The organism is Thermostichus sp. OS-CIW-30 (assembly GCF_054060215.1).
The window spans coordinates 16,485-34,379 of the sequence record NZ_JBSSCZ010000005.1 but is presented as its reverse complement, the minus strand read 5'-3'; the positions used below and the strand labels follow the sequence as shown (position 1 = coordinate 34,379).

Genomic DNA, 17,895 nt, shown 5'->3' with positions numbered 1-17,895 from the left:
GATCCCTCCCTTAGCCCACTCTGCTCCTACCTTGAATCTACCCCTGGCTTGGGGAGTCGATATCAGTTGAACTCATTACAGCCTCCAATCCGAGCAGCCGCCTGCAGGGGCACATCTGGCTGAGCTTGCAGCCCGCAGCGCAGCCGCCGCACATATGGATCCTGAGGATCCAACTCCCGCAAGAACTCAGTGCGGGCATTGGAGGGGAATTGGAAGCGAGCCGACACCGCGCTGGGACGACGGGCAATTTGCAGGCCCACATCGTAGCCGAAGCGGCGATTGGGTGGGTAGTAGTAGTCGTAGCCCCGCGTGAGGGCCGAGCCCGTAACCAAGTTGGGCGGCTCAAAGCTCTGCTGCAGGAAGGGGCCGGTGGCATAGGTGCTGTAGTTGAGCTGGATCATCGAGCCGCTGAAGAAGAGGTTGGTATTTCTCCACAGCTCGTTGAGACGCAGGAAGTTGTGCATGCCGCCGGCAGTTTGGTCTAGCCGCGAGGGCAGGGTGCCGCTGATGGCAGTGGCATTCACCCGCGTTTCCCTGGCCGGCTGCAGCTGCCGGTTTTGGCTGCCATCGTCGTTGCGGCGGCGCTGGTTCACATCGGTTGAGGCCAGCTCTTGGAAGCGGGGAATGGGAATGGGCCGCCGGGTCACCTCATCCAGGATTACCCCCAGCACCGGGTTTTCGCCGGCAAAGCCAGTGGGAGCCTTGTTCAGGTCCAGGGTGAACGGCTCCACATCCACCCAAGCAAAAGCGGCGGTATCGCTGGGGAAATCGCTGTCGGTCATTGTGGAACCGTTGCGATCGATCTGGATTTGAACCCTCTTGGTGCCCGAGTCAGAGCCCACCCTGACGTAGAAGCACAGGCCATTGCGGATATCTTCGCTCCCCTTGGTGTCAATGTAGTAACCGCCACGATAGTTGGAGCTTGGGGAGTAGTTCTGAGTGTCACCTTCGTTTACCCAAGCATAGGGGTTCAACGCCATCTGGGGCTGAACCAGCAGTTTATTGGGATTGTTATTGGGATTGGCAGGATTCTTCTCCGCAAACAGCGGATCCCGATCCAAAACAACATCCCAAGGCTCGTCGGAGTCGCGAACGCCGTTGTCGTTTTTGTCCCAGAAGTTCAGTTTGCCGTCTCCGTTCCAGTCTTTGATGCGCAACGTGCTGGGTCGGCTGTCACCGGTGTAGGCGGTGTACTTGAAGGTGGTGTTGAAGTTGGGGCGAAACACTCCGGGCACCCAGAAGCCGCCTTTGGAATCTGGGCCTTCCTCCTCCGAGGGGCAGCCCACCGTCAGATCTTCCCTAAGTAATTTGCGCCTCAGCGCTCGGGCCCAGAGCCAGAGGTCGGTTCCCTCGGTTCCCTTTGTAAACGGGTCTTCTAGAGCCTCTCCCTTGATAGCCGGGCGGATGCCGGGCTCGCGGTTGGGTTGAGAAACGATCTCGGAGAGAACGCCACCTCTCACCAAGCCCTCGCGGGCAGCATAGGCCGGTTCGCCAAACATCCAATTGAAGGCCGCCTGCAGAGCCTCGGCAGGGTTGGGCCACTTGGGTGGCTTGGGCACCCCGGCTTTCACCTCCAGCACCGGGGAAAGCTGCGGCTGCAGGGCAATGGTTACGCCTTCAGCAGGAGCCGCGGCCACCGTATTCACGCTGATGGTCTCCGGCTCCGGATCGGCCTCGACTGCCTGAATGGGGCGCAGCTCCACCGTGTTGGGCTTGGCTGCCATCCACTCGCCCAAGGGGCTCTTGGAGGGCGTTTCTGGGGCAAAGGTGCTGGGCCCGCAGGGACGCCCTCGACAGGTCAAAGGTTGGGTCTGCGTTGCATTGGGCGAGCAGGTGGGGCTGCTGGTGCTGTCGATGAGGGTGCCCGTTCGGGTTTGGGTAAAGGTTTCGGTTGTGCCGCAGTCGATCTTGACCTCATTGCAACTGGCCGGTGACCAAGGCCCCCAGTCGTAGTTGCAAATCTGCGGGCAAGTAACCGTCTCGGATTGCGTCTCGGTGTAGCTGGTTCCGCAAGCTGCCACTGTGCAGGTGCGGCTGCGAGTTTGGGTGACTTTGGTGCCGCCGTTGGCCACCGTACACTCAGGAGTCCATTTAGACCAAGCACCGCAGCTAGCATCTGGAGGCTTGCAGGTGATGGTTTGGGTTTCGGTTTCGGTGAAGGGGCTTTGGCTGCGACAGAGCGGGGTTACTGTGCGGGTGCGGGTTTGGGTGATGCTGGTGCCGCTACACTGCTGCTGCGGGGTACACTGAGGCGTCCAATCTGACCAAGGCCCGTAGTTGTACTGAGGGTCGCAGCGGATCGTCCGAGTTTGCGGCGTTGGCGGAGTGCCAGGGCAACCGGCAGGCAAGGTGGCCGTTCTGGTTTGGGTGATGGTGGTGGCCACACAGATGTCGGTTCTACATGCAGGACTCCAGCCTGTCCAGATGGGATTGCAGTTAAGGGGTTCTGCGCAGGAGCGCTGATAGGGATCTTTACTCTCATCGAGCTCGCTACCCTTGATTGGATCCGGCTGGCAAGGTTGGTTGACCGGCTTCAGCGGCTTCAGGTAGCGAAGGTCATAGTTTTCCAGCGGCTGCCCGTCTCCCTGGGTTGTAAAGCGGACGAAGGCATTGCCCATGTTCTCGTAGGCCTGAATCTCCACCAGGTAGGGAGAAGGCCGAGTGTAGTCGGTAACGCACTGCAGCTCCAGCCGGAAACTCACACGGTTATCGGCGCTATCCGACCAAGCTTCGACACCAACAGCCTTATCCTCCGGCAGATGTTCTAGACGAGTGCCCGCATTGAGATAGAAGCCTCCAAAAGCTGGCTTTTCCTCATCTGGGTTAGGAGTGTAGTTGGGGTTTCTGCGAATGATGAGTCGGCCCCCATCGTCGGTGTTGAGGTTGTAGGTGGCAACACCCGGCCAACGGGGATACAGCTCCCCTACCCAGCGCACTACAAAAAAGTCATTACCATACTTGTTGCCACTTCCCCATGACTTCTCTCTGCGCCGCCAGCAGGAGCGCCAGAAGCCTATGTTGCCCCTGTCTATGTCTAGAGCATCAGCGGGAGGTTGAGACGTATCCGGCTCACTGCATCTTGGCATCCACAAAAAGCCAGCCTTGGGAAAGTCGGGTTGAGTATTCCACGAAAGGAAGGGGGAGTTGGTGATCAGGTAGTCCTGGTTGGCAAACAGGTAGTAGAACCCACCCCAAGGCGGGAGATCGGGATGGCCACCGTCTTCCCAGAAGGCAAAGCCTTTTCCAGGTGGATCTCTAGGGGGATCCCAGCCGGAAACAACGGAACCATCGGTTTTTAAAGCATCGCGAATACAGGCCCATCGCGAGCCGGCTGAGCTGCCCCAGCCGCCTGAGGTGTTGCAGGTTGGCCCTCCTTGATCCTCTTCTTTCATGAAGGAGCCGATCTGCCAATCTTGAGCAGGATAGATTGGATCCGGCCAGCGCACCGCCCGCAAGTAGGGCAGGTTGGCCTCTTGAGCTCTCGAAGGCAGGGGGCCTACGGCTCCGGTGTTCCCAAACCCTGTGTTGCGGTTGTACTGGTTCTGCGGGCTGGTTATCCAGCCGTTGTAGTACTCGGCCAACAGGCCACCGCCTCCTTCCATTTCAGGCGGTCGGCAAGGCTGGAGGGAAGCTATCAGCAGCCAGCGGGAGGTATCCAACACCGGGTTGCCTAGAGCCGAGATGCGCACTCCAAAGTCGGCATAGCCTGGATTCCTGAGATCGGGTGAGCCCCTGTCGGGTGCCCGCAGAAGTCGCACCTCCGGCACGCCACCGCCTGCTGTCCAGTCGGCTTCATTGGAGTTTCTATCGGTGCTACCTCGGCGAGCAAAGATGGTGTCGCGGGCAAACACCTCTGGCCAGCCTGGCCGCCGCACGTGGTTGCCCAAATTCTGCGCCCCGTTGGTGTTGTCGAAGCGCAGAACCCCAGCACCATCTCTGTTGGGATCCGGAGCCGGCCAGTTGTTGCCGCGGATTACCAGGGCCTGGTTGAGGAAGGAGGTGTTGAGTCCCAGGTTATCCCTGCCGTTCTTACTGAGACAGCCGTAGTAATCCCACCGCCGAGGGGCTGATGCCCGCCCACCGTCGTAGTCCTGCCCGGGGTTGTAGTTAACGCCGCCGCCATTGAGGGTGCCATCCTGGACAAAGGCATCATCAATGCTGCCATCGCAGAAATCGGCAGAGAGGATGTTCACCGAGTCGCCCAACACGTCGCTAGGCCGCCAGAGATCCTCCGCCGCCCGGGCAAAGCGCCGATCTTCATTGGCCCGCAGCCGCCCGTAGAAGTTGCTGTAGAGGCCGTCTGCTCCGAAGGCAAGGCGAGTTGTGAACTCCTCCAGCTGGTGCCCGTTCCTCGTCTGATGCAGGTTAAAGTCCCCTTGGATGTAAACGGGGTTGTCGGAAACGAAGGAGAGGCCAAAAATCGCGTCATCAGGGTTGAACCCGCCGCGGGCCAGCACCGCCCCGTTGCGCAGCCGGAAGCCGTAGGGCCGCCGATCCGGATCGGCATAGTAGTCCACCGGTTTGGGGCTGAGTCCACCTGGATTGGAAACAGGGGGATCCCAGACCGTTTGGCCATTGGCCGTGCCTCGATTCGGCTGACCGGCGTTCATAACGCCAGCGCTGCCCAAAGTGCCGCGGGCGTTTGCGTTGCGCCAGTTGGTCAGGTAGCTATCAAAAGTGCCCAAGGGTGGGCGGGCAATGGCATCTTCCCGCACGGCATCTTCCCGGAAGGCGTAGAAAATCCCCCCTTCTCGGTTCTCGCCAATGCCGGCAGGCAGCCAAGTGTCCCCGTTAATCAACCCCCTGGCCTGTCCGTTGACGTTGTTGGTCAGCAGGGCCAGGTCGATGTTGAGGGCCCGCACCGCCATCGCCTCGCGGCCATCGTAGAAGACGGAATCTTTGAAGGGCACGCGACGACACTGGTTGCCAATCCGAATGAGATCAAATTGGTTGCTATTGGGGCCAGCAGCAGTGCAATTGGCTGGGGCATGGGGCAAAGTCCACTGGTCAATGGTGGCCCGGGGCCTCAGCCTCATGGATTCCAGATCCACCACGGCTTGATAGGTTACTGGCCCCTGTAAGAAGGGGTAGGCCCGCCTCCGCTCATCTTCAAGGGGATCGTTGGGGTTGGGGGGCACGCTGTGGTGGAAGGGCTGCAGAGGGAAAATGTAGCGCAGCGGCAGATAAAACCGGTTGGCTGCTTCTCGGTTCCCAGCTCGGCTGGCTTGGATGTCGTTCCAAAGGATTTGAGCTGTGGGATCAGGATTGCTGGCAGTGGCGGCATCCCGAATGCGCAGGATGTTATCGGCCAGCATGCCCAACATGCAGCCTGCCGTTTGCAGCGTGGTTTGGTCGGCTAGGCTCAGTTGGTCAGTCACTTGGTCAGCGGGAGTGCCTCGGTTGACCAGATCAATCGCCTGCCCAATCGCCCGCCGCAGCTCGGAGAAGTTGCCAAAAGCCGTAATAAACGGATCCGGGTGAATGCGGCCCGCTTCTTGCTTGGGTGGATAGGCCCCATCGGGATCGCCGGCAAAATTGGCCAGGTTGGTGAGCGCTGTCCACAAAGGAGTGCCAGGCCGCAGTTGCTCCCGCATCGGCTCGGGGTCATACTCCCAAACGTTGGTGCCCTCTCCGGTAAAGAAGTTGATGCCCAGTTGAGTGCGCTGGTCGCCGGTAGGGAAGGTGGAAGCCCGCTGCAAGCTCCAGGGAGTGCCGGGGTGAGCCACCGTGGCCAAGCAGGCAATGGGAAAGCGCCCCTGCTCATGGCTGTAGTGGTAAACGGCCGTGGCCTGCACTGCCGCTGGGTTATCCCGTAGCGTTAGCCGTTGCCGCGCCTCGTTGCTGATGAAAATGGCCTGTAACTTGGTGGGATCATCCGCATTCCCGGTGGGCACCAAAGGCAAAGGCAAAGAATCGGTGCGGGTTAGCTCCAGCCGCTGCCCCACGATCACCCGCAAGCCCTCCACGCGTGCCCGCCGCTCCCAATAGCCATCCAAGCCCACCTCGGAAAGGGCGCCTGGGGGTGGGTTGTCCTCGGTCAAAGACTCATTCTGGTTGTTCCTGGCATCAGCAGGAATCGGGCTACCGGCATTGACACCAAACCTCTGAGCAAAGGTGTCCACGTCGCAGCCCCTCTGCTGGTTAGGTTCGACCGGTGGACGGTCATAGCTGGCCTTGGGGCCAAAGCGGTTGTCGGCCCGATACACATCGTCCACGTAGGGCGGGCAGGCCTGGTCGGACCGAAAGCCGCCAGCTTTAATCCGGCCAGGGTTCTCCCTCTCTTGGGCGTCAGGGTCCTCCCTCTTTCTCTTTTTGGCGTTGAGAGGAGAATTTGCCCATCCTGCTACATCTTGGGCGTAGGTTCCGCGGGTGCGAATGCGACCAAAAAGCTGTAGCTCCAGCGGATCCAGCGCCACATTTTCTGGCTCTACCTGGTTCTGCACCGAGTCAAAATTTTGGTTGTTCAACCGAGCCAGCACCTGTGGCGCTACGTCTTTCTGGTCAGAGTGAACATCGAAAATCAGAGTATCGCTCACCTGCTGGCCGGCGTAGCCAATGGCCCCTGCCACCAGCTCTCCAAAGGCAGTGATCTCAGAGTTGTCAGCGGGCATGTAGAAGCAGGATTGCTCCGAGCTGATGGCGAAAGCCCGGAACAAGTTGTTGGCAGTGTTCCGGAAGAAAAGGCTACCGCCTGCGTAGATAGCACCGTTCCAGTTGTAGCCAGGAGTAAAGAAAAACTCCACGTCGCCGCGGTTGAAAATTCCCCACTTGTTCAGCAGATCCCGCCGCCGATCTTGCTGAAACTGCAGAGCCGAAACGGCGCGGGTGGTGGAGTCGGCCCCCTCAATGGGAAGAGTAACTGCATAGACCTGAAAGGGCTTTTGCAAAGATGAGCCCACCTGGAACCAGTCCCCCACGTTGGGGTTGACCGTCTGTTCAGCCGGAGAATCGGTACACCCCGCCAAGGCCGAACCCTGCAGTGGCCCACCGCGGATCACCAGTCGCCGCGCCCGCTCAGTATCGGAAATGTTTTCCTCAAAGTCCTGGAGGTTCCTTTGCCCCGTAACCGGCGCTCGGCGGTTGTACAGAATGGTGTAGGCGGTAACGGAGTCGTCGATCCCGTTGTTGTCGGTATCCACCAAGAACCACCAGACTGGGGCTTGCCGCTGCACTTCAATTCCCTGGCTCCGATTCTGGGGATCCCGAACAAGGGCGCTGTAGTTCAGCAAAAAGCGCCGCTCATCGGGAAGGGTATAGGGATCCGAGGGCTCTGCAGGCACCAATGCGCCATCGTTGAGCAGCGCAGAGGTGAATTGGGCATCGGTGGGGGCACTGTTGGGCAGGCGGCGATCCCGAATCAGGTTGTCAATCTTGGCCCTGGCCCGGTCGATGGCAGCATTCAGTTGCCGGCTGATGGTCAGCTCCGCCCGTTCCACCTGGGTTTGGATGGTGCGCTGGGTAGAGCGGGTCAGCAGCCCTACCGTCACCAAGCTCAAGACCAGCACGATCAAAACAGCCACCGGCAGGACAAAGCCCCGCTCTCGGATCTTGCGCCGATCCACCCGTGCTTTCAAAGAGGCGAGCAAGCGCAGGGTGAGCTTGAGCAGCAGCGGGGAAGGAGCAGACATGGCCGTATCTCAGATAACGCAGGTGAGAAGGGGCACTTGGGCAGATGCCAAGATAGCAACAGTATGCAAGGGATCCGGAGTTTCGGACATCCCCACCGCTGGGGGGAGCTGCCAGCCCCCTCTCTGCAAGATTCTTAAGAATCCTCAATATCCTTTCACAAAATCCCCAGTTGTTGCGCCTTGAGGAGGGCGGTGACGCGGTCGCTGGCATCCAGCTTGCGGTAGGCGGTGCTGGCGTATTCTTTGACAGTTTCGATGCTCAGGCCCAGGCGGCGGGCAATCTGCTTGTTGGCCAGGCCCTCTTTCATCAGTTGCAGCACACACAGCTCGCGGGGGGTGAGCTTGGGCAGCTCCTGTCGGGCAGGCAGCCAGTCTCGTTCGGGGTTGGACAAAATCTGACGGATGACGCGGGCCAATTCCGCCGGGTCGGTCTCTTTGGAAAGGTAGCCTTTGGCCCCGGCGCGGCGGGCTGCCTCAATCAGACCCGGCTCCTGAAAGGTGGTCATCATCACCACCACCACCGGCAGGCCCAGCTCGGTGATTTGCTGGCAGGCGGCGATCCCATCCCCATCCGGCATGCGCACATCCAAAATGGCTACGTCGATGGGGCAACTGCGACAACAGTTGACGGCCTGGGATCCCGTCTCGGCTTCGGCCACCACCTCAAATCCTTGGGCTTGCAGGGCAAACTTCAGCCCCAGCCGGAAGAGGGGATGATCGTCGGCAATGAGAACGCGGACAGGGGAAGTCATGGCAGGGGATCCCAGCCGAGGGGGTGCTGGTTTTAATCTGCCCAAGGGGGGATCCCAAATAAAGCGCCCTCACCCCCAGCCCCTCTCCCTTGGGGAGAGGGGGGTTATGGCTTCACCAAGACCATGCCGCGGGCCTGGGGGTCAAAGGTGGGATCCAGCCGGGTTTGGGCATTGTACAGGGCGCCGGTCAGATCCGCCCCCTCCAGAAAAGCGCCTCGCAGGTCGGCCCCCCGCAGATCGGCATTGTGTAACTTGGCCCCTGTGAGGTCGGCGCCGGTGAGGATGGCTCGACGCAAGTCGGCCCCGCTTAAGTTGGCCACCTGCAGATTGGCACCCGTCAGATCTGTCTGCTGCAGGTTGGCCTGCGCCAGATCGGCTTCCCACAAGAAAGCCCCTGCCTGAGCTGAGCCACTCAGATTGGCCCCTCTCAAATCGGCCAGATTGAGGATTGCTTGGGAGAGGTCGGCAGCTTGGAGATTGGCCTGTCTGAGGATCGCTTCTTTTAGGTTGGCCCCCCTGAGGTCAGCTCCCGGCAGTTCTGCCCCCGTTAGGTTGCAGGCGGGGCAATCTTTGCTGGGAGAAACAATTTGGGAGCGGCCCAGTTGGGCATCCAACTCCAGTTGGGCAAAGGCCGCAGCCCCTGGGAAGACCACCCAGCCGAGCAAACTCGCCCCACCCCAGAGCTTTGTGAACCGGAGCCATGCCATTCTTTTCACCGGATCCCCTGCACTGGCGATGGTAGCTGCTCCGGAGCCCAAGCGCTCCCCCTCACCCCCAACCCCTCTCCCCAAGGGAGAGGGGGGTTTTGAGTGGCTGGCAGTGGGGGCAAAAATGGGCCGACCGACCTGCCAGCTTCATCCGCTGAATTGGGGTGCCACAGAGGCGACAGGGATCCCCTTCCCGACCGTACACCCACGCTTGCCCTTGATAGTTGCCGTTGAGCCCACGCAGATCCCGGTAATCCCGCAAGGTGGTGCCCCGCTGCTCCAGCCCGGCCCGTAACACCTCGATCAAAGCTTCTCGCAGGCGTGCCTTGGCCACATCCGAAAGCTGAACTGCTGGCGTCAAAGGGTGAATGCCGCTCAGAAACAGGGCTTCGTCGGCGTAAATGTTGCCCACCCCGGCTACCAGCGATTGATCCAGCAGCGCGGTTTTAATAAGACGGCGACTCTTCTGCAGGGCAGCCTGGAAATAGGCCTCAGAAAAAGCTGGCGAAAAGGGCTCCGGCCCCAAAGTCTGCAGGGTGGGGATCACCGCCTCCAGCTCAACACCGGCGGGCACCAGCCACATCTGGCCAAAGGTGCGCTGATCCACAAAGCGCAAGTTCCACCCTTCCTCGAAGGCCAAACGAACACGAGTGTGAGCTGATAAAGGGGTGGATCCCTGCACCCAGAGCAACTGCCCGGTCATGCGCAGATGCACGCCCAGAACAGCTCTCGAATCCAGGGATCCCAGGAGATACTTTCCTCGCCGCTGCCACTGGGTAAAACGGGTGCCAATCAAGCTCCGCCCAAACATCTCCCCTGCAGGGTAGGCAATGGTGCGGGCCAGGAGCACCTCCACCGCAAGTATCCGCGGCCCCAAGGTGAGGCGTTGCAAATCTTGCCGAACTGTTTCAACTTCCGGCAGTTCAGGCACAGAACGACTTGCTCAAGAACACAGTCCCCGGCATCAGAACTTTGGCTTAGCTGGCCGGAGCGGCTTTGGCCTTGGCCTTGGGAGCTTCCAACACTTCCAGCTCATCTTCGCGGAAGTTGTTGGTGTTGATGTTGTAGTAGTTGATCTTGTCGAAACGAACGATCACCGGATAGAGAATGCCGCTGGTATCCACCGCTGCAACCGTTCCCACATCCCGGTACCAGTAGGATTCTTTCCGCAGCACACGGACTTTGGCACCACGCTGAATTGCCATGAGGGTTATCTCCATTGACCTGAACTCAGATTACCCTAGTCCGTGAGAAGGCTGCGATTTCCGAATTTTTGTAACAGGGATCCGCTTTTGTCTGGCTGGGTTTTCGGGGCCAACAGCAGATGAACCGTCGCACCTGTGGAGCCTGGCTATTGGGTTCTGCTTTGACCTGGGGCTTGCAGGGGAAATCTGCAGGGCTGCCCCATCCGCGCGATTTTGCCGCCGTCCTCAACCTGAACACCGGTCGTTTAACAAGGGTTTGGCAGCCGGAGCAGGCTTCCAGAATCAGGGCCAGCCCTGGCTCAACCGTCAAGTGTGCCGTTGCCGCTGCTGCTCTGCAGACCGGGATCAGCTCCGGCGAGCGCTTGATCCACTGCCCGGGTTGGTGGGATCCGCCGCCGCAATTGGGGTTGGGCCGGCTACCCTGCTGGGATCCCCGCGGACATGGAACCTTGAACTTGCGCCAGGCCCTGGCCCACTCTTGCAACGTGCATTTTTACCAGTTGGGCTGGGAGCTGGGGGCCGATACCCTGGTGGAGTGGCTGCGGCGCTTCGGCCTAGGGAGTGTGCAGAATACAACTCCGGCTCCGCTCTTGGCGACCGGTCTGGCTGGGCCGGTGGATCCCTGGGAGCTGTTGGTTTATGGGGGCGTGATTGCCCGCCGAGGTGTACCCCTTTCTGGCGAGGTCTCTCTGCCTGCCCTCTCTTTACCGGAGTGGATTTGGGAGGCTCTCCATGCTGGCATGAGCCTGGCGGCAACAGCGGGCACCTGTCGCGGCATTGCCCCAGAAGGGATCCCAGTGGCAGCCAAGTCTGGCACCATCCTCAATCCTCAACGACGAGGACGACCAATTCTCTGGGCAGAAGATTTTCAAGCCTGGTTGCTGGCCTTTTGGCCCCTGCCGGATCCCAACTGGACGCTGGTGCTGCACCTGCATCAGGGCAAAGCCTATGAGGCGGCCATTCCCCTGGCGCGGCAGATCATCGCCGCCATCGGCAGCGGGTGACCACCTTGCTTGCGATCATGAAGAAATGCAAACTATACTGAAGGTCAAGTGCCGTTCTCGTTTTCGTTCTTTACGGATCCCACTCGCCATCGTTCCCATCTACCCTGGAGGTTCTCATGTCTAATCCCAATTTGTCTGAGCCCAAGTTTGGCTTTAACGAGTATGCAGAGCGCCTCAACGGTCGGGCTGCCATGATTGGCTTCGTGTTGGCCATTGTCATCGAAGCGGTGACGGGCCAAGGCGTTGCTTCCTGGCTGGGCCTGATCTAAGAGACCTCAACTTACCGCCTTTTGGCTTTTCCTTGGGTCTGCTGGCTTGCAGGCCCTTTATTGTATTGAGCAGGAAGCGTAAACTACCCGACACCCGCGCTATGCGCAGGGTGCGGGCTTTATCCCAATCCCTAGCTGACCCAGAGGACAGCTAAGTTTCGGAATTTCAGGCGAGTTTACAGTCGCCCCAAGGAGAGAGATCACCTGAGCAGCGTTATGGTCAGCATCCCCTTCCCACCCACAATGCCCACACTTGAACGACTTACCATTGCGGTAGGACTTACCCCGCTCAGGGTGGATGTGCAGGCATTTGTGGCAGGTCTGACTGGTGTAGGCAGGCGGCACCAGCACCACAGGCACTCCAGCAATGGCAGCCTTGTAGGCTACAAACATCCTGAGCTGGTAGAACGCCCAGTTGTTAGTCCTGCGCCGCTCAGCCTTACTTCGAGACTTCTGATTCAAGCAATCTCTGATGCCTGTCAAGTCTTCAAAAGCCAGTGCCGCACCAATAGCCTGGGCATCCCTGACCAAGGTTTTGCTGATGTTGTGGTTCAGCCATGTCTGGTAGCGCCGTTCTCTCCCAGAGAGCCTTCTCAACAGCCTCCTAGAGCTGCGAGTGCGTTTGGATTGAACCTTGGCGCGTACACGGCTGAACCGGTCACGGACGGCCTGGATGTGTTCTCCACCCCAAGAGCGTCCGTTGCTAGCGGTGGCGATATCCCGCCTGCCCAAGTCAACTCCGATTACCTTGGGAGTCTTGCCAGTCGGGGGAGTGTCCAACTCAACCGCAATGTTGATGTAGTACTCCCCTTGCTTGGTCTTGGACAGAGTAGCACTGGTGGGTGTTTGCCCCCGCAGCAAAGCGATTTGATAACCGCCAATCTTGAGCTTGAGCCAAACCCGTCCGCTCATCAGGGTCACGCCCACGGCTTGGTCGGACTCTCGGTACTTAAAAGTACGAGCGTCCAAAGTCAGACTGGTGGGGCGGAACTTGTGGACTTGCTTCACCGCCTTGGCGTTACTAATCACCCGGCGGAGCGCCTGACAGACGTGGTTGGCTTTCAGCCCCGTTGCTGCTCTTACCGGTCGATAGACCAAGTGGTGCAGCTTGGTGGTGTTCCAGCAGTTCTTTTGTTTGGCGGTATTGAGAATCTGGTTGCAAGCATTCGCAAAGCCCTGCAAGGTGCGGTCAATTTCTTGACGCAACTCTTGTGGGACTATCAGCTTGCAACGTACAGAGATAGTCTGGCTCATGGGCTTATTGTAGTTTATCCAGACTTTTGACCAGCAAACCTATAAGGAGGCGGGCTTTCCTCCCGACACCAAGCCTGCGGCTATGGTGCGGGCCTCCAGCCCGAAAATTTGGTGAGGGTATCCCACTAGTTCCATTAGATGATCCCTTCCTGCCGCTTGGCGATTGGCATCCGCCAGCCGGTGCCGAAGGCGCGATCGGTGATGCGCAGCCCAGGGGGAGCTTGGTGTCGCTTGAACTCGGCTTTTTGAACCAGCCGCAGCACGTGCTGCACCGTGTCGGGATCGAACCCTTGAGCCACCAACTCCGGGCCGGATTGATGCTGCTCGATGTGCCGCTGCAGGATCTTGTCCAGCAAATCGTAGGGGGGCAAGCTGTCGCTATCTTGTTGGCCGGGTCGCAATTCCGCTGAGGGGGGCTTGGTCAGCGTAGCAAGCGGGATCCGCTCCTGCTGTCGGTTGATCCAGCGAGCCAAGCGGTACACCCAGGTCTTGGGCACATCGGAAATCACCGCCAGGCCGCCGGACATATCCCCGTAAATGGTGCAGTAGCCCACTGCCAGCTCTGATTTGTTGCCTGTGGTCAGCAGCAGCCGCCCGAACTTGTTGGAAAGGGCCATGAGGAGGGTGCCGCGAATGCGAGATTGCAGGTTTTCTTCCGTGATGTCTGGGGGGAGGCCGGCAAAGGGCTCTGCCAAAAGCTGGTGGTAGCTCTCCATGATGGACTGAATGGGCAGCTTTAGGGTCGGGATCCCCAGGTTTTGCGCCAGTTGGTAGGCGTCGGTCAGGCTGCCAGGGCTGGAATAGGGAGAGGGCATGAGCACCCCCAGCACCCGCTCCGGCCCCAAGGCATCGGCAGCAATCACAGCAGTGACGGCAGAGTCGATCCCTCCCGACAGGCCCAATAGCACCTCGCGAAAGCCACATTTGCTGACGTAATCGCGGGTGCCCAAAACCAACGCCTCGTACAGCTCAGCTTCCGGTTCGGTCGGCCAGCGGGATCCCGCGGTCGGTGGGCTCTGGTCTGGGTTGGGAGACTGGGTCAACTCGTCCACATCCAGGATGAGGTGATCCGGCTGAAAGGCAGCCGCTTGGGCCACAACCCGACCCCAGCGATCCACGGCGCAACTGGCCCCATCGAAGATCAAATCATCATTGCCCCCCACCTGATTGACGTAGAGAATGGGCAGGGCGTGCTTGCGGGCCAGGGATCCCAGCATCTCCACCCGCAACTTCTGTTTGCCTAGGCTGAAGGGGGAAGCCGAGAGGTTAATCAGCAGGTCGGCACCGCAGCGGGCCATCTCTTCCACCGGATCCCAGTGGTAGCGGCGGTGCTGCCAAAAGTCGCGGTCGTTCCAAATGTCTTCACAAATGGTAAAGCCCAGGCGGCGGCCACGGTACTCGATGGGTTGGGGCTGGGATCCCGGCTCAAAATAGCGATCCTCATCGAATACATCGTAGGTGGGCAAGAGCGACTTCTGGAACCAATGGCGGATCTGGCCCCCCTCCAGCCAGGCAGCAGCATTGTAAAGGGGCCGACCCTCAGGCAGAGGATTGGGCTGCACGGATCCCACGACCACCGGAATGCTGGTCTGTAGCCGGCTGGCCAAGTGCTGCAAAACTTGGTTCGCTCTCTCGATCAGGGCCGGGTAGAGCAACAAATCGCGAGGTGGATACCCCAGCAACGCCAGCTCCGAGGTGATGGCCAACTCTGCTCCCGCCGCCGCCACTGCCTCGACTGCCGAACGGATGCGCTCGGCATTTCCGCTTAGATCGCCGACGATGTAGTTCAGTTGCAACAGCGCTACCTTCACCCTGCCCCCCATATGGTAAATCTCACCATAAGTGGCCCAAACCGAATCGTCAACAAGATTCTGCTGCGGGCAAGCGAAGAATAAACGTGGTTTGGTGGGCAGTGCTTTCCACCTGCAAAGAGCCGCCCAAGTGGTTGGCAATGGCTTGGGCCAGAGCCAATCCCAAGCCTGTTCCCCCCTGCTGCCAGGGATCCGAGTGGGGGATGCGATAAAACTGCTCGAAAATGCGTTCTTGTTCTTCGAGGGGAATGGTGGTGCCCGTGTTGGTCAAGCGCAGCTCCCAGCGGTCGGAACCTAAAGCAACAGCCTCTAGGACAATGTGTTCGCCGGCGGGCGTAAATTTGTGGGCATTGGTCAAAAGCTCACAGACCAAGCGTTCCAACAGGCGAGGATGGGTGTGCAAATAGGGCAAGTGGGGATCCCAGTGAACTTGTAGAGTTTGCTGCCGCTTGCGCATCTGGTCTTGGAACCGATTGATGAGAGGTGCCAAAAGGAAAGGCAAGTTAACCTGCTCAGAGGGCAGCTTGAGCGTATTGCCCGACAAATTTTGTAGATCCAGAAGATCGTTAATTAGGGAGATCTCTCGCTCGCACGCCTGCTCCAGAACCTCAAGATACTGGATTTGCTTGGGGGTGAGAGGAGAAACTTGATGGCTCAGTTTCAGCAGGTGAACCGAGAGGCTAATGCTGGTAAGGGGAGTGCGCAGCTCATGGGAGACGGCGGCCAGGAAGTTATCCCTAATTTGGCTGAGTTTTTTCAATTCCGTCACCTGAGCCTGGCTGCTGAGGTAGAGCCTGGCCTGTCGCAGGGCAATCGCGCACTGGGCCGCCATTTGCTGGGCCAAATCGATTTCCCAATCGCTAAAACTCTCCTCAGGAGGCCGAGCCAGCCACAGATCCCCAAGAATGCCCTGATCGTCGGCAATGGGGCAGGCCAGCTTGGTCAAATAAGGGGGCAAAGTGTCGGGATCCCGTTGGCGATCCCGAGCGCACAGTTGAAAGCACCAGCCTCGCCATAGCTGTTCGTAGAAGAGGGGAAAATCTTTCATCTGAACCCGAGCGCCGATCCCAGAGGTCGAAAGCGTCGTGTATTCATAGCTGATCAGGGAGTAGGTTCGGCGGCTATCGTAAAGGCCGACATTGCAAAAAAGAACGCCCAAAAATTTCCCCAGCTCGTTCACAACCGTCTGCAAGATCTGCTTTTCGTCCAGAGTTGCCCGTATCTGATGGGTAAGGCGGCGCAGAATCGATTCAAACTGTAGACTGCGTTCCAGTTGCTGGGTTCGCTGTTGCACCAGAGCTGTTAACTCAGCTTCTCGCGTTTGCTGGGCCAGCTCCAAACGCTTACGCAGAGTAATATCACGCACCAAAACAATGGCCTCATCCGGCCCAAAGGGCAACAGACGTGCCTCACGATATTCCGGCAATGCTTCCGCCGCGTCTTGAGAAATTTGAGGAAGCGGATATTCAATAACCTGAATTTCTCCCGTTTGAAAGGCTTTCTCTAGCAAAGGGGCAAAGTAGGTTTTCCAATGCTCTGGAAACAGATCCTGAATGTACTGGTTAGGATAGCGGTCATCGGGATAGGCGGATGCAAATCCTTTGGGGGGCTTGTAGGACAGGATTAGCCCTTGCCGATCCACCTGCAGAATCATGTCTGGAATCACTTCGTAAAGGGCGCGGTAACGTGCTTCGCTGCGGGCCAGATCGGCCAAACTTTCTCGCAGGTGAGTTTCGGCCCTTTTTCGCTCGGAAATGTCTTCTAGAAATTGAATGGCAAACAGAGGCTCGTTTTGAGCGTTTCGCACTACAGACAGTTGCAGGCGAACCCAGATCTCTCTGCCATCTTTACGGCGGATCACCTTTTCATATTCATAGTTGCTAGCGTATCCGGCAATCAATTCATTCCAGAGTATCTCGCCCCGTTCTCGATCTTCGGGATAGGGAGTGTAATCTTCCGCTTTCAGAGCCGACCAATCTTCCTCGCTATACCCCGTAATCTCTGCCATTGCCGGATTGAGGCTGAGATACCGGGGATCAGGATCCAAGCTCATCAGAGCAATCCCTTGGCTACAGAAGTTGAAGATCCCCTGCAATTGGTTTTGAATTTCCCCAAGAGCAGATTTGATGGATCGGCGCTCGCTGATATCATCCAGGAAGTGAACGGCAAATAGAGGCTTTTGTTCTTCATCTCTCACAACATAAACCTGAGACTTTACCCAGATGATTTGGCCATTCTTACGGGTGTAGGGATGTTCCCATTCATAATGACTGCGCCGGCCATCAACCAACTCCTGCCAAAGTTTTTTTAGAGTTTCAACATTGGCCAAGTCTGGGATACAAGCCTCCAGAGGCAAAGCTTTCAGTTCCTCTGCAGAATATCCTGTTATATCCTTGAGGGCTGAGTTCATGCCATGTGGCTTGGATTCTGGCTCAAGAGGCAGCAGAGAAATGCCCAAATTGCAGGACTCTACAATACCCCAGAATCGCTGTTGAATCTCCAACAAAGCCAGCTCTAGACGCTTACGCTCGGTAATATCTTGAATGCAGCCAAGCACGCAATTTGCTCCGTAGGGAACTATGCAAATTTCTTGGTAACGGAGCTCTCCCGCTGAGTTGGTTAGGGGATATTCCAAGGTTTGCTGGGATCCGCTGCTCAAGCAACGGTCAATCAGCCTCCGGAGTTGGTCGCTAACCTCAGAGCCGAACAGCTCTTGCACTGCTTTTCCCTGAAGGTGCTCTGCTGGGAGTGAGGCAACACAAGCATTCTCCGGGGAAGAAATCAGCTCCAGGCATTTGCCTTCTTGGCTAAAGATCATTAAGGCTTGTGGGATAGCACAAACCAACCTTTTGTAGCGGAGTTGGCTCTCTGCAAGCGCTTGTTCAGCCTGCTTCCGCGCCGTGATGTCTTCCACATACCCCTCAAAACAGAGGGGATCCCCTGCCGGATTGCGGACAACTTGAATTTGTTCTCGCACCCACAAGTCCAAGCCCTTGCGACTGTGGATCAAAAACTCTTGGGCCACTCTCCCATCGCCGACTTTGCCTGCAAGCAGATCCTGGAAAAACTGGCGACGACCGGCAGCGTCAGCATAGAGATGATGGCCAAAATCCGACAGATGGCGCATCAAATGGGCAGAGGAAGTATAGCCGTATATCTCGGCAAGCTTGGCATTGGCAAACCGGTACCGTCCCTGCAGATCCACACGAAAGATCCCAATGGGGGCATTTTCCAGGAGCACATCAAGTTCGGCCAGCATCAGGAT

The 17,895-nt window shown here is 58.4% G+C and carries 10 protein-coding genes; 2 read left to right on the top strand and 8 right to left on the bottom strand.

Annotated elements, in window-relative coordinates; translation table 11 throughout:
• Window positions 1–62: 62 nt before the first annotated feature.
• The 5 genes from hpsA to ACVWZF_RS02970 all read right to left on the bottom strand — a co-directional run bounded on the left by hpsA (window position 63) and on the right by ACVWZF_RS02970 (window position 10,292).
• A complete protein-coding gene (hpsA, locus tag ACVWZF_RS02990; RefSeq protein ID WP_457410800.1) occupies window positions 63–7,628 on the bottom strand; it encodes a hormogonium polysaccharide biosynthesis protein HpsA in 7,566 nt (2,521 codons plus the stop codon).
• A 155-nt stretch (window positions 7,629–7,783) separates the two neighbouring features.
• Window positions 7,784–8,380 (bottom strand): response regulator, encoded by a 597-nt coding sequence (locus ACVWZF_RS02985; protein WP_457410798.1) that lies wholly within the window; start codon window positions 8,378–8,380, stop codon window positions 7,784–7,786.
• 104 nt (window positions 8,381–8,484) lie between these two features.
• Window positions 8,485–9,087 carry a pentapeptide repeat-containing protein gene (locus ACVWZF_RS02980; protein ID WP_457410796.1) on the bottom strand — a complete coding sequence of 201 codons (603 nt, stop codon included), beginning with the start codon at window positions 9,085–9,087 and terminating at the stop codon, window positions 8,485–8,487.
• Window positions 9,088–9,148: 61 nt separating this feature from the next.
• Window positions 9,149–10,018: a DNA-formamidopyrimidine glycosylase gene (locus ACVWZF_RS02975; RefSeq protein ID WP_457410794.1), complete on the bottom strand. Its 870-nt coding sequence runs from the start codon at window positions 10,016–10,018 to the stop codon at window positions 9,149–9,151.
• A 46-nt stretch (window positions 10,019–10,064) separates the two neighbouring features.
• Complete coding sequence (locus ACVWZF_RS02970; protein WP_414329200.1) at window positions 10,065–10,292, bottom strand: photosystem I reaction center subunit IV; 228 nt, start codon at window positions 10,290–10,292, stop codon at window positions 10,065–10,067.
• Window positions 10,293–10,411: 119 nt separating this feature from the next.
• On the opposite strand from ACVWZF_RS02970, the gene ACVWZF_RS02965 reads away from it, so the two are divergent.
• A complete protein-coding gene (locus tag ACVWZF_RS02965) occupies window positions 10,412–11,296 on the top strand; it encodes a penicillin-binding transpeptidase domain-containing protein (RefSeq protein ID WP_457410792.1) in 885 nt (294 codons plus the stop codon).
• 116 nt (window positions 11,297–11,412) lie between these two features.
• Window positions 11,413–11,565 carry a chlorophyll a/b-binding protein gene (locus ACVWZF_RS02960; protein ID WP_011429120.1) on the top strand — a complete coding sequence of 51 codons (153 nt, stop codon included), beginning with the start codon at window positions 11,413–11,415 and terminating at the stop codon, window positions 11,563–11,565.
• A gap of 99 nt (window positions 11,566–11,664) precedes the next feature.
• Here ACVWZF_RS02960 and ACVWZF_RS02955 read toward each other — a convergent pair whose 3' ends face one another.
• The 3 genes from ACVWZF_RS02955 to ACVWZF_RS02945 all read right to left on the bottom strand — a co-directional run bounded on the left by ACVWZF_RS02955 (window position 11,665) and on the right by ACVWZF_RS02945 (window position 17,889).
• Window positions 11,665–12,819 carry an RNA-guided endonuclease InsQ/TnpB family protein gene (locus ACVWZF_RS02955; RefSeq protein WP_457410791.1) on the bottom strand — a complete coding sequence of 385 codons (1,155 nt, stop codon included), beginning with the start codon at window positions 12,817–12,819 and terminating at the stop codon, window positions 11,665–11,667.
• A gap of 134 nt (window positions 12,820–12,953) precedes the next feature.
• Complete coding sequence (locus ACVWZF_RS02950) at window positions 12,954–14,630, bottom strand: NAD+ synthase (RefSeq protein WP_457410789.1); 1,677 nt, start codon at window positions 14,628–14,630, stop codon at window positions 12,954–12,956.
• Between the two features lie 49 nt (window positions 14,631–14,679).
• Window positions 14,680–17,889: a PAS domain S-box protein gene (locus tag ACVWZF_RS02945; RefSeq protein WP_457410788.1), complete on the bottom strand. Its 3,210-nt coding sequence runs from the start codon at window positions 17,887–17,889 to the stop codon at window positions 14,680–14,682.
• Window positions 17,890–17,895: the final 6 nt, after the last annotated feature.

What these genes read in the sequence shown, in the direction of transcription:
- hpsA (WP_457410800.1), bottom strand. Translation starts at nt 7,628, where the DNA reads ATGTCTGCTCCTTCCCCGCTGCTGCTCAAGCTCACCCTGCGCTTGCTC.
- ACVWZF_RS02945 (WP_457410788.1), bottom strand. Translation starts at nt 17,889, where the DNA reads ATGCTGGCCGAACTTGATGTGCTCCTGGAAAATGCCCCCATTGGGATC.
- ACVWZF_RS02960 (WP_011429120.1), top strand. Translation starts at nt 11,413, where the DNA reads ATGTCTAATCCCAATTTGTCTGAGCCCAAGTTTGGCTTTAACGAGTAT.
- ACVWZF_RS02965 (WP_457410792.1), top strand. Translation starts at nt 10,412, where the DNA reads ATGAACCGTCGCACCTGTGGAGCCTGGCTATTGGGTTCTGCTTTGACC.
- ACVWZF_RS02980 (WP_457410796.1), bottom strand. Translation starts at nt 9,087, where the DNA reads ATGGCATGGCTCCGGTTCACAAAGCTCTGGGGTGGGGCGAGTTTGCTC.
- ACVWZF_RS02970 (WP_414329200.1), bottom strand. Translation starts at nt 10,292, where the DNA reads ATGGCAATTCAGCGTGGTGCCAAAGTCCGTGTGCTGCGGAAAGAATCC.
- ACVWZF_RS02985 (WP_457410798.1), bottom strand. Translation starts at nt 8,380, where the DNA reads ATGACTTCCCCTGTCCGCGTTCTCATTGCCGACGATCATCCCCTCTTC.
- ACVWZF_RS02955 (WP_457410791.1), bottom strand. Translation starts at nt 12,819, where the DNA reads ATGAGCCAGACTATCTCTGTACGTTGCAAGCTGATAGTCCCACAAGAG.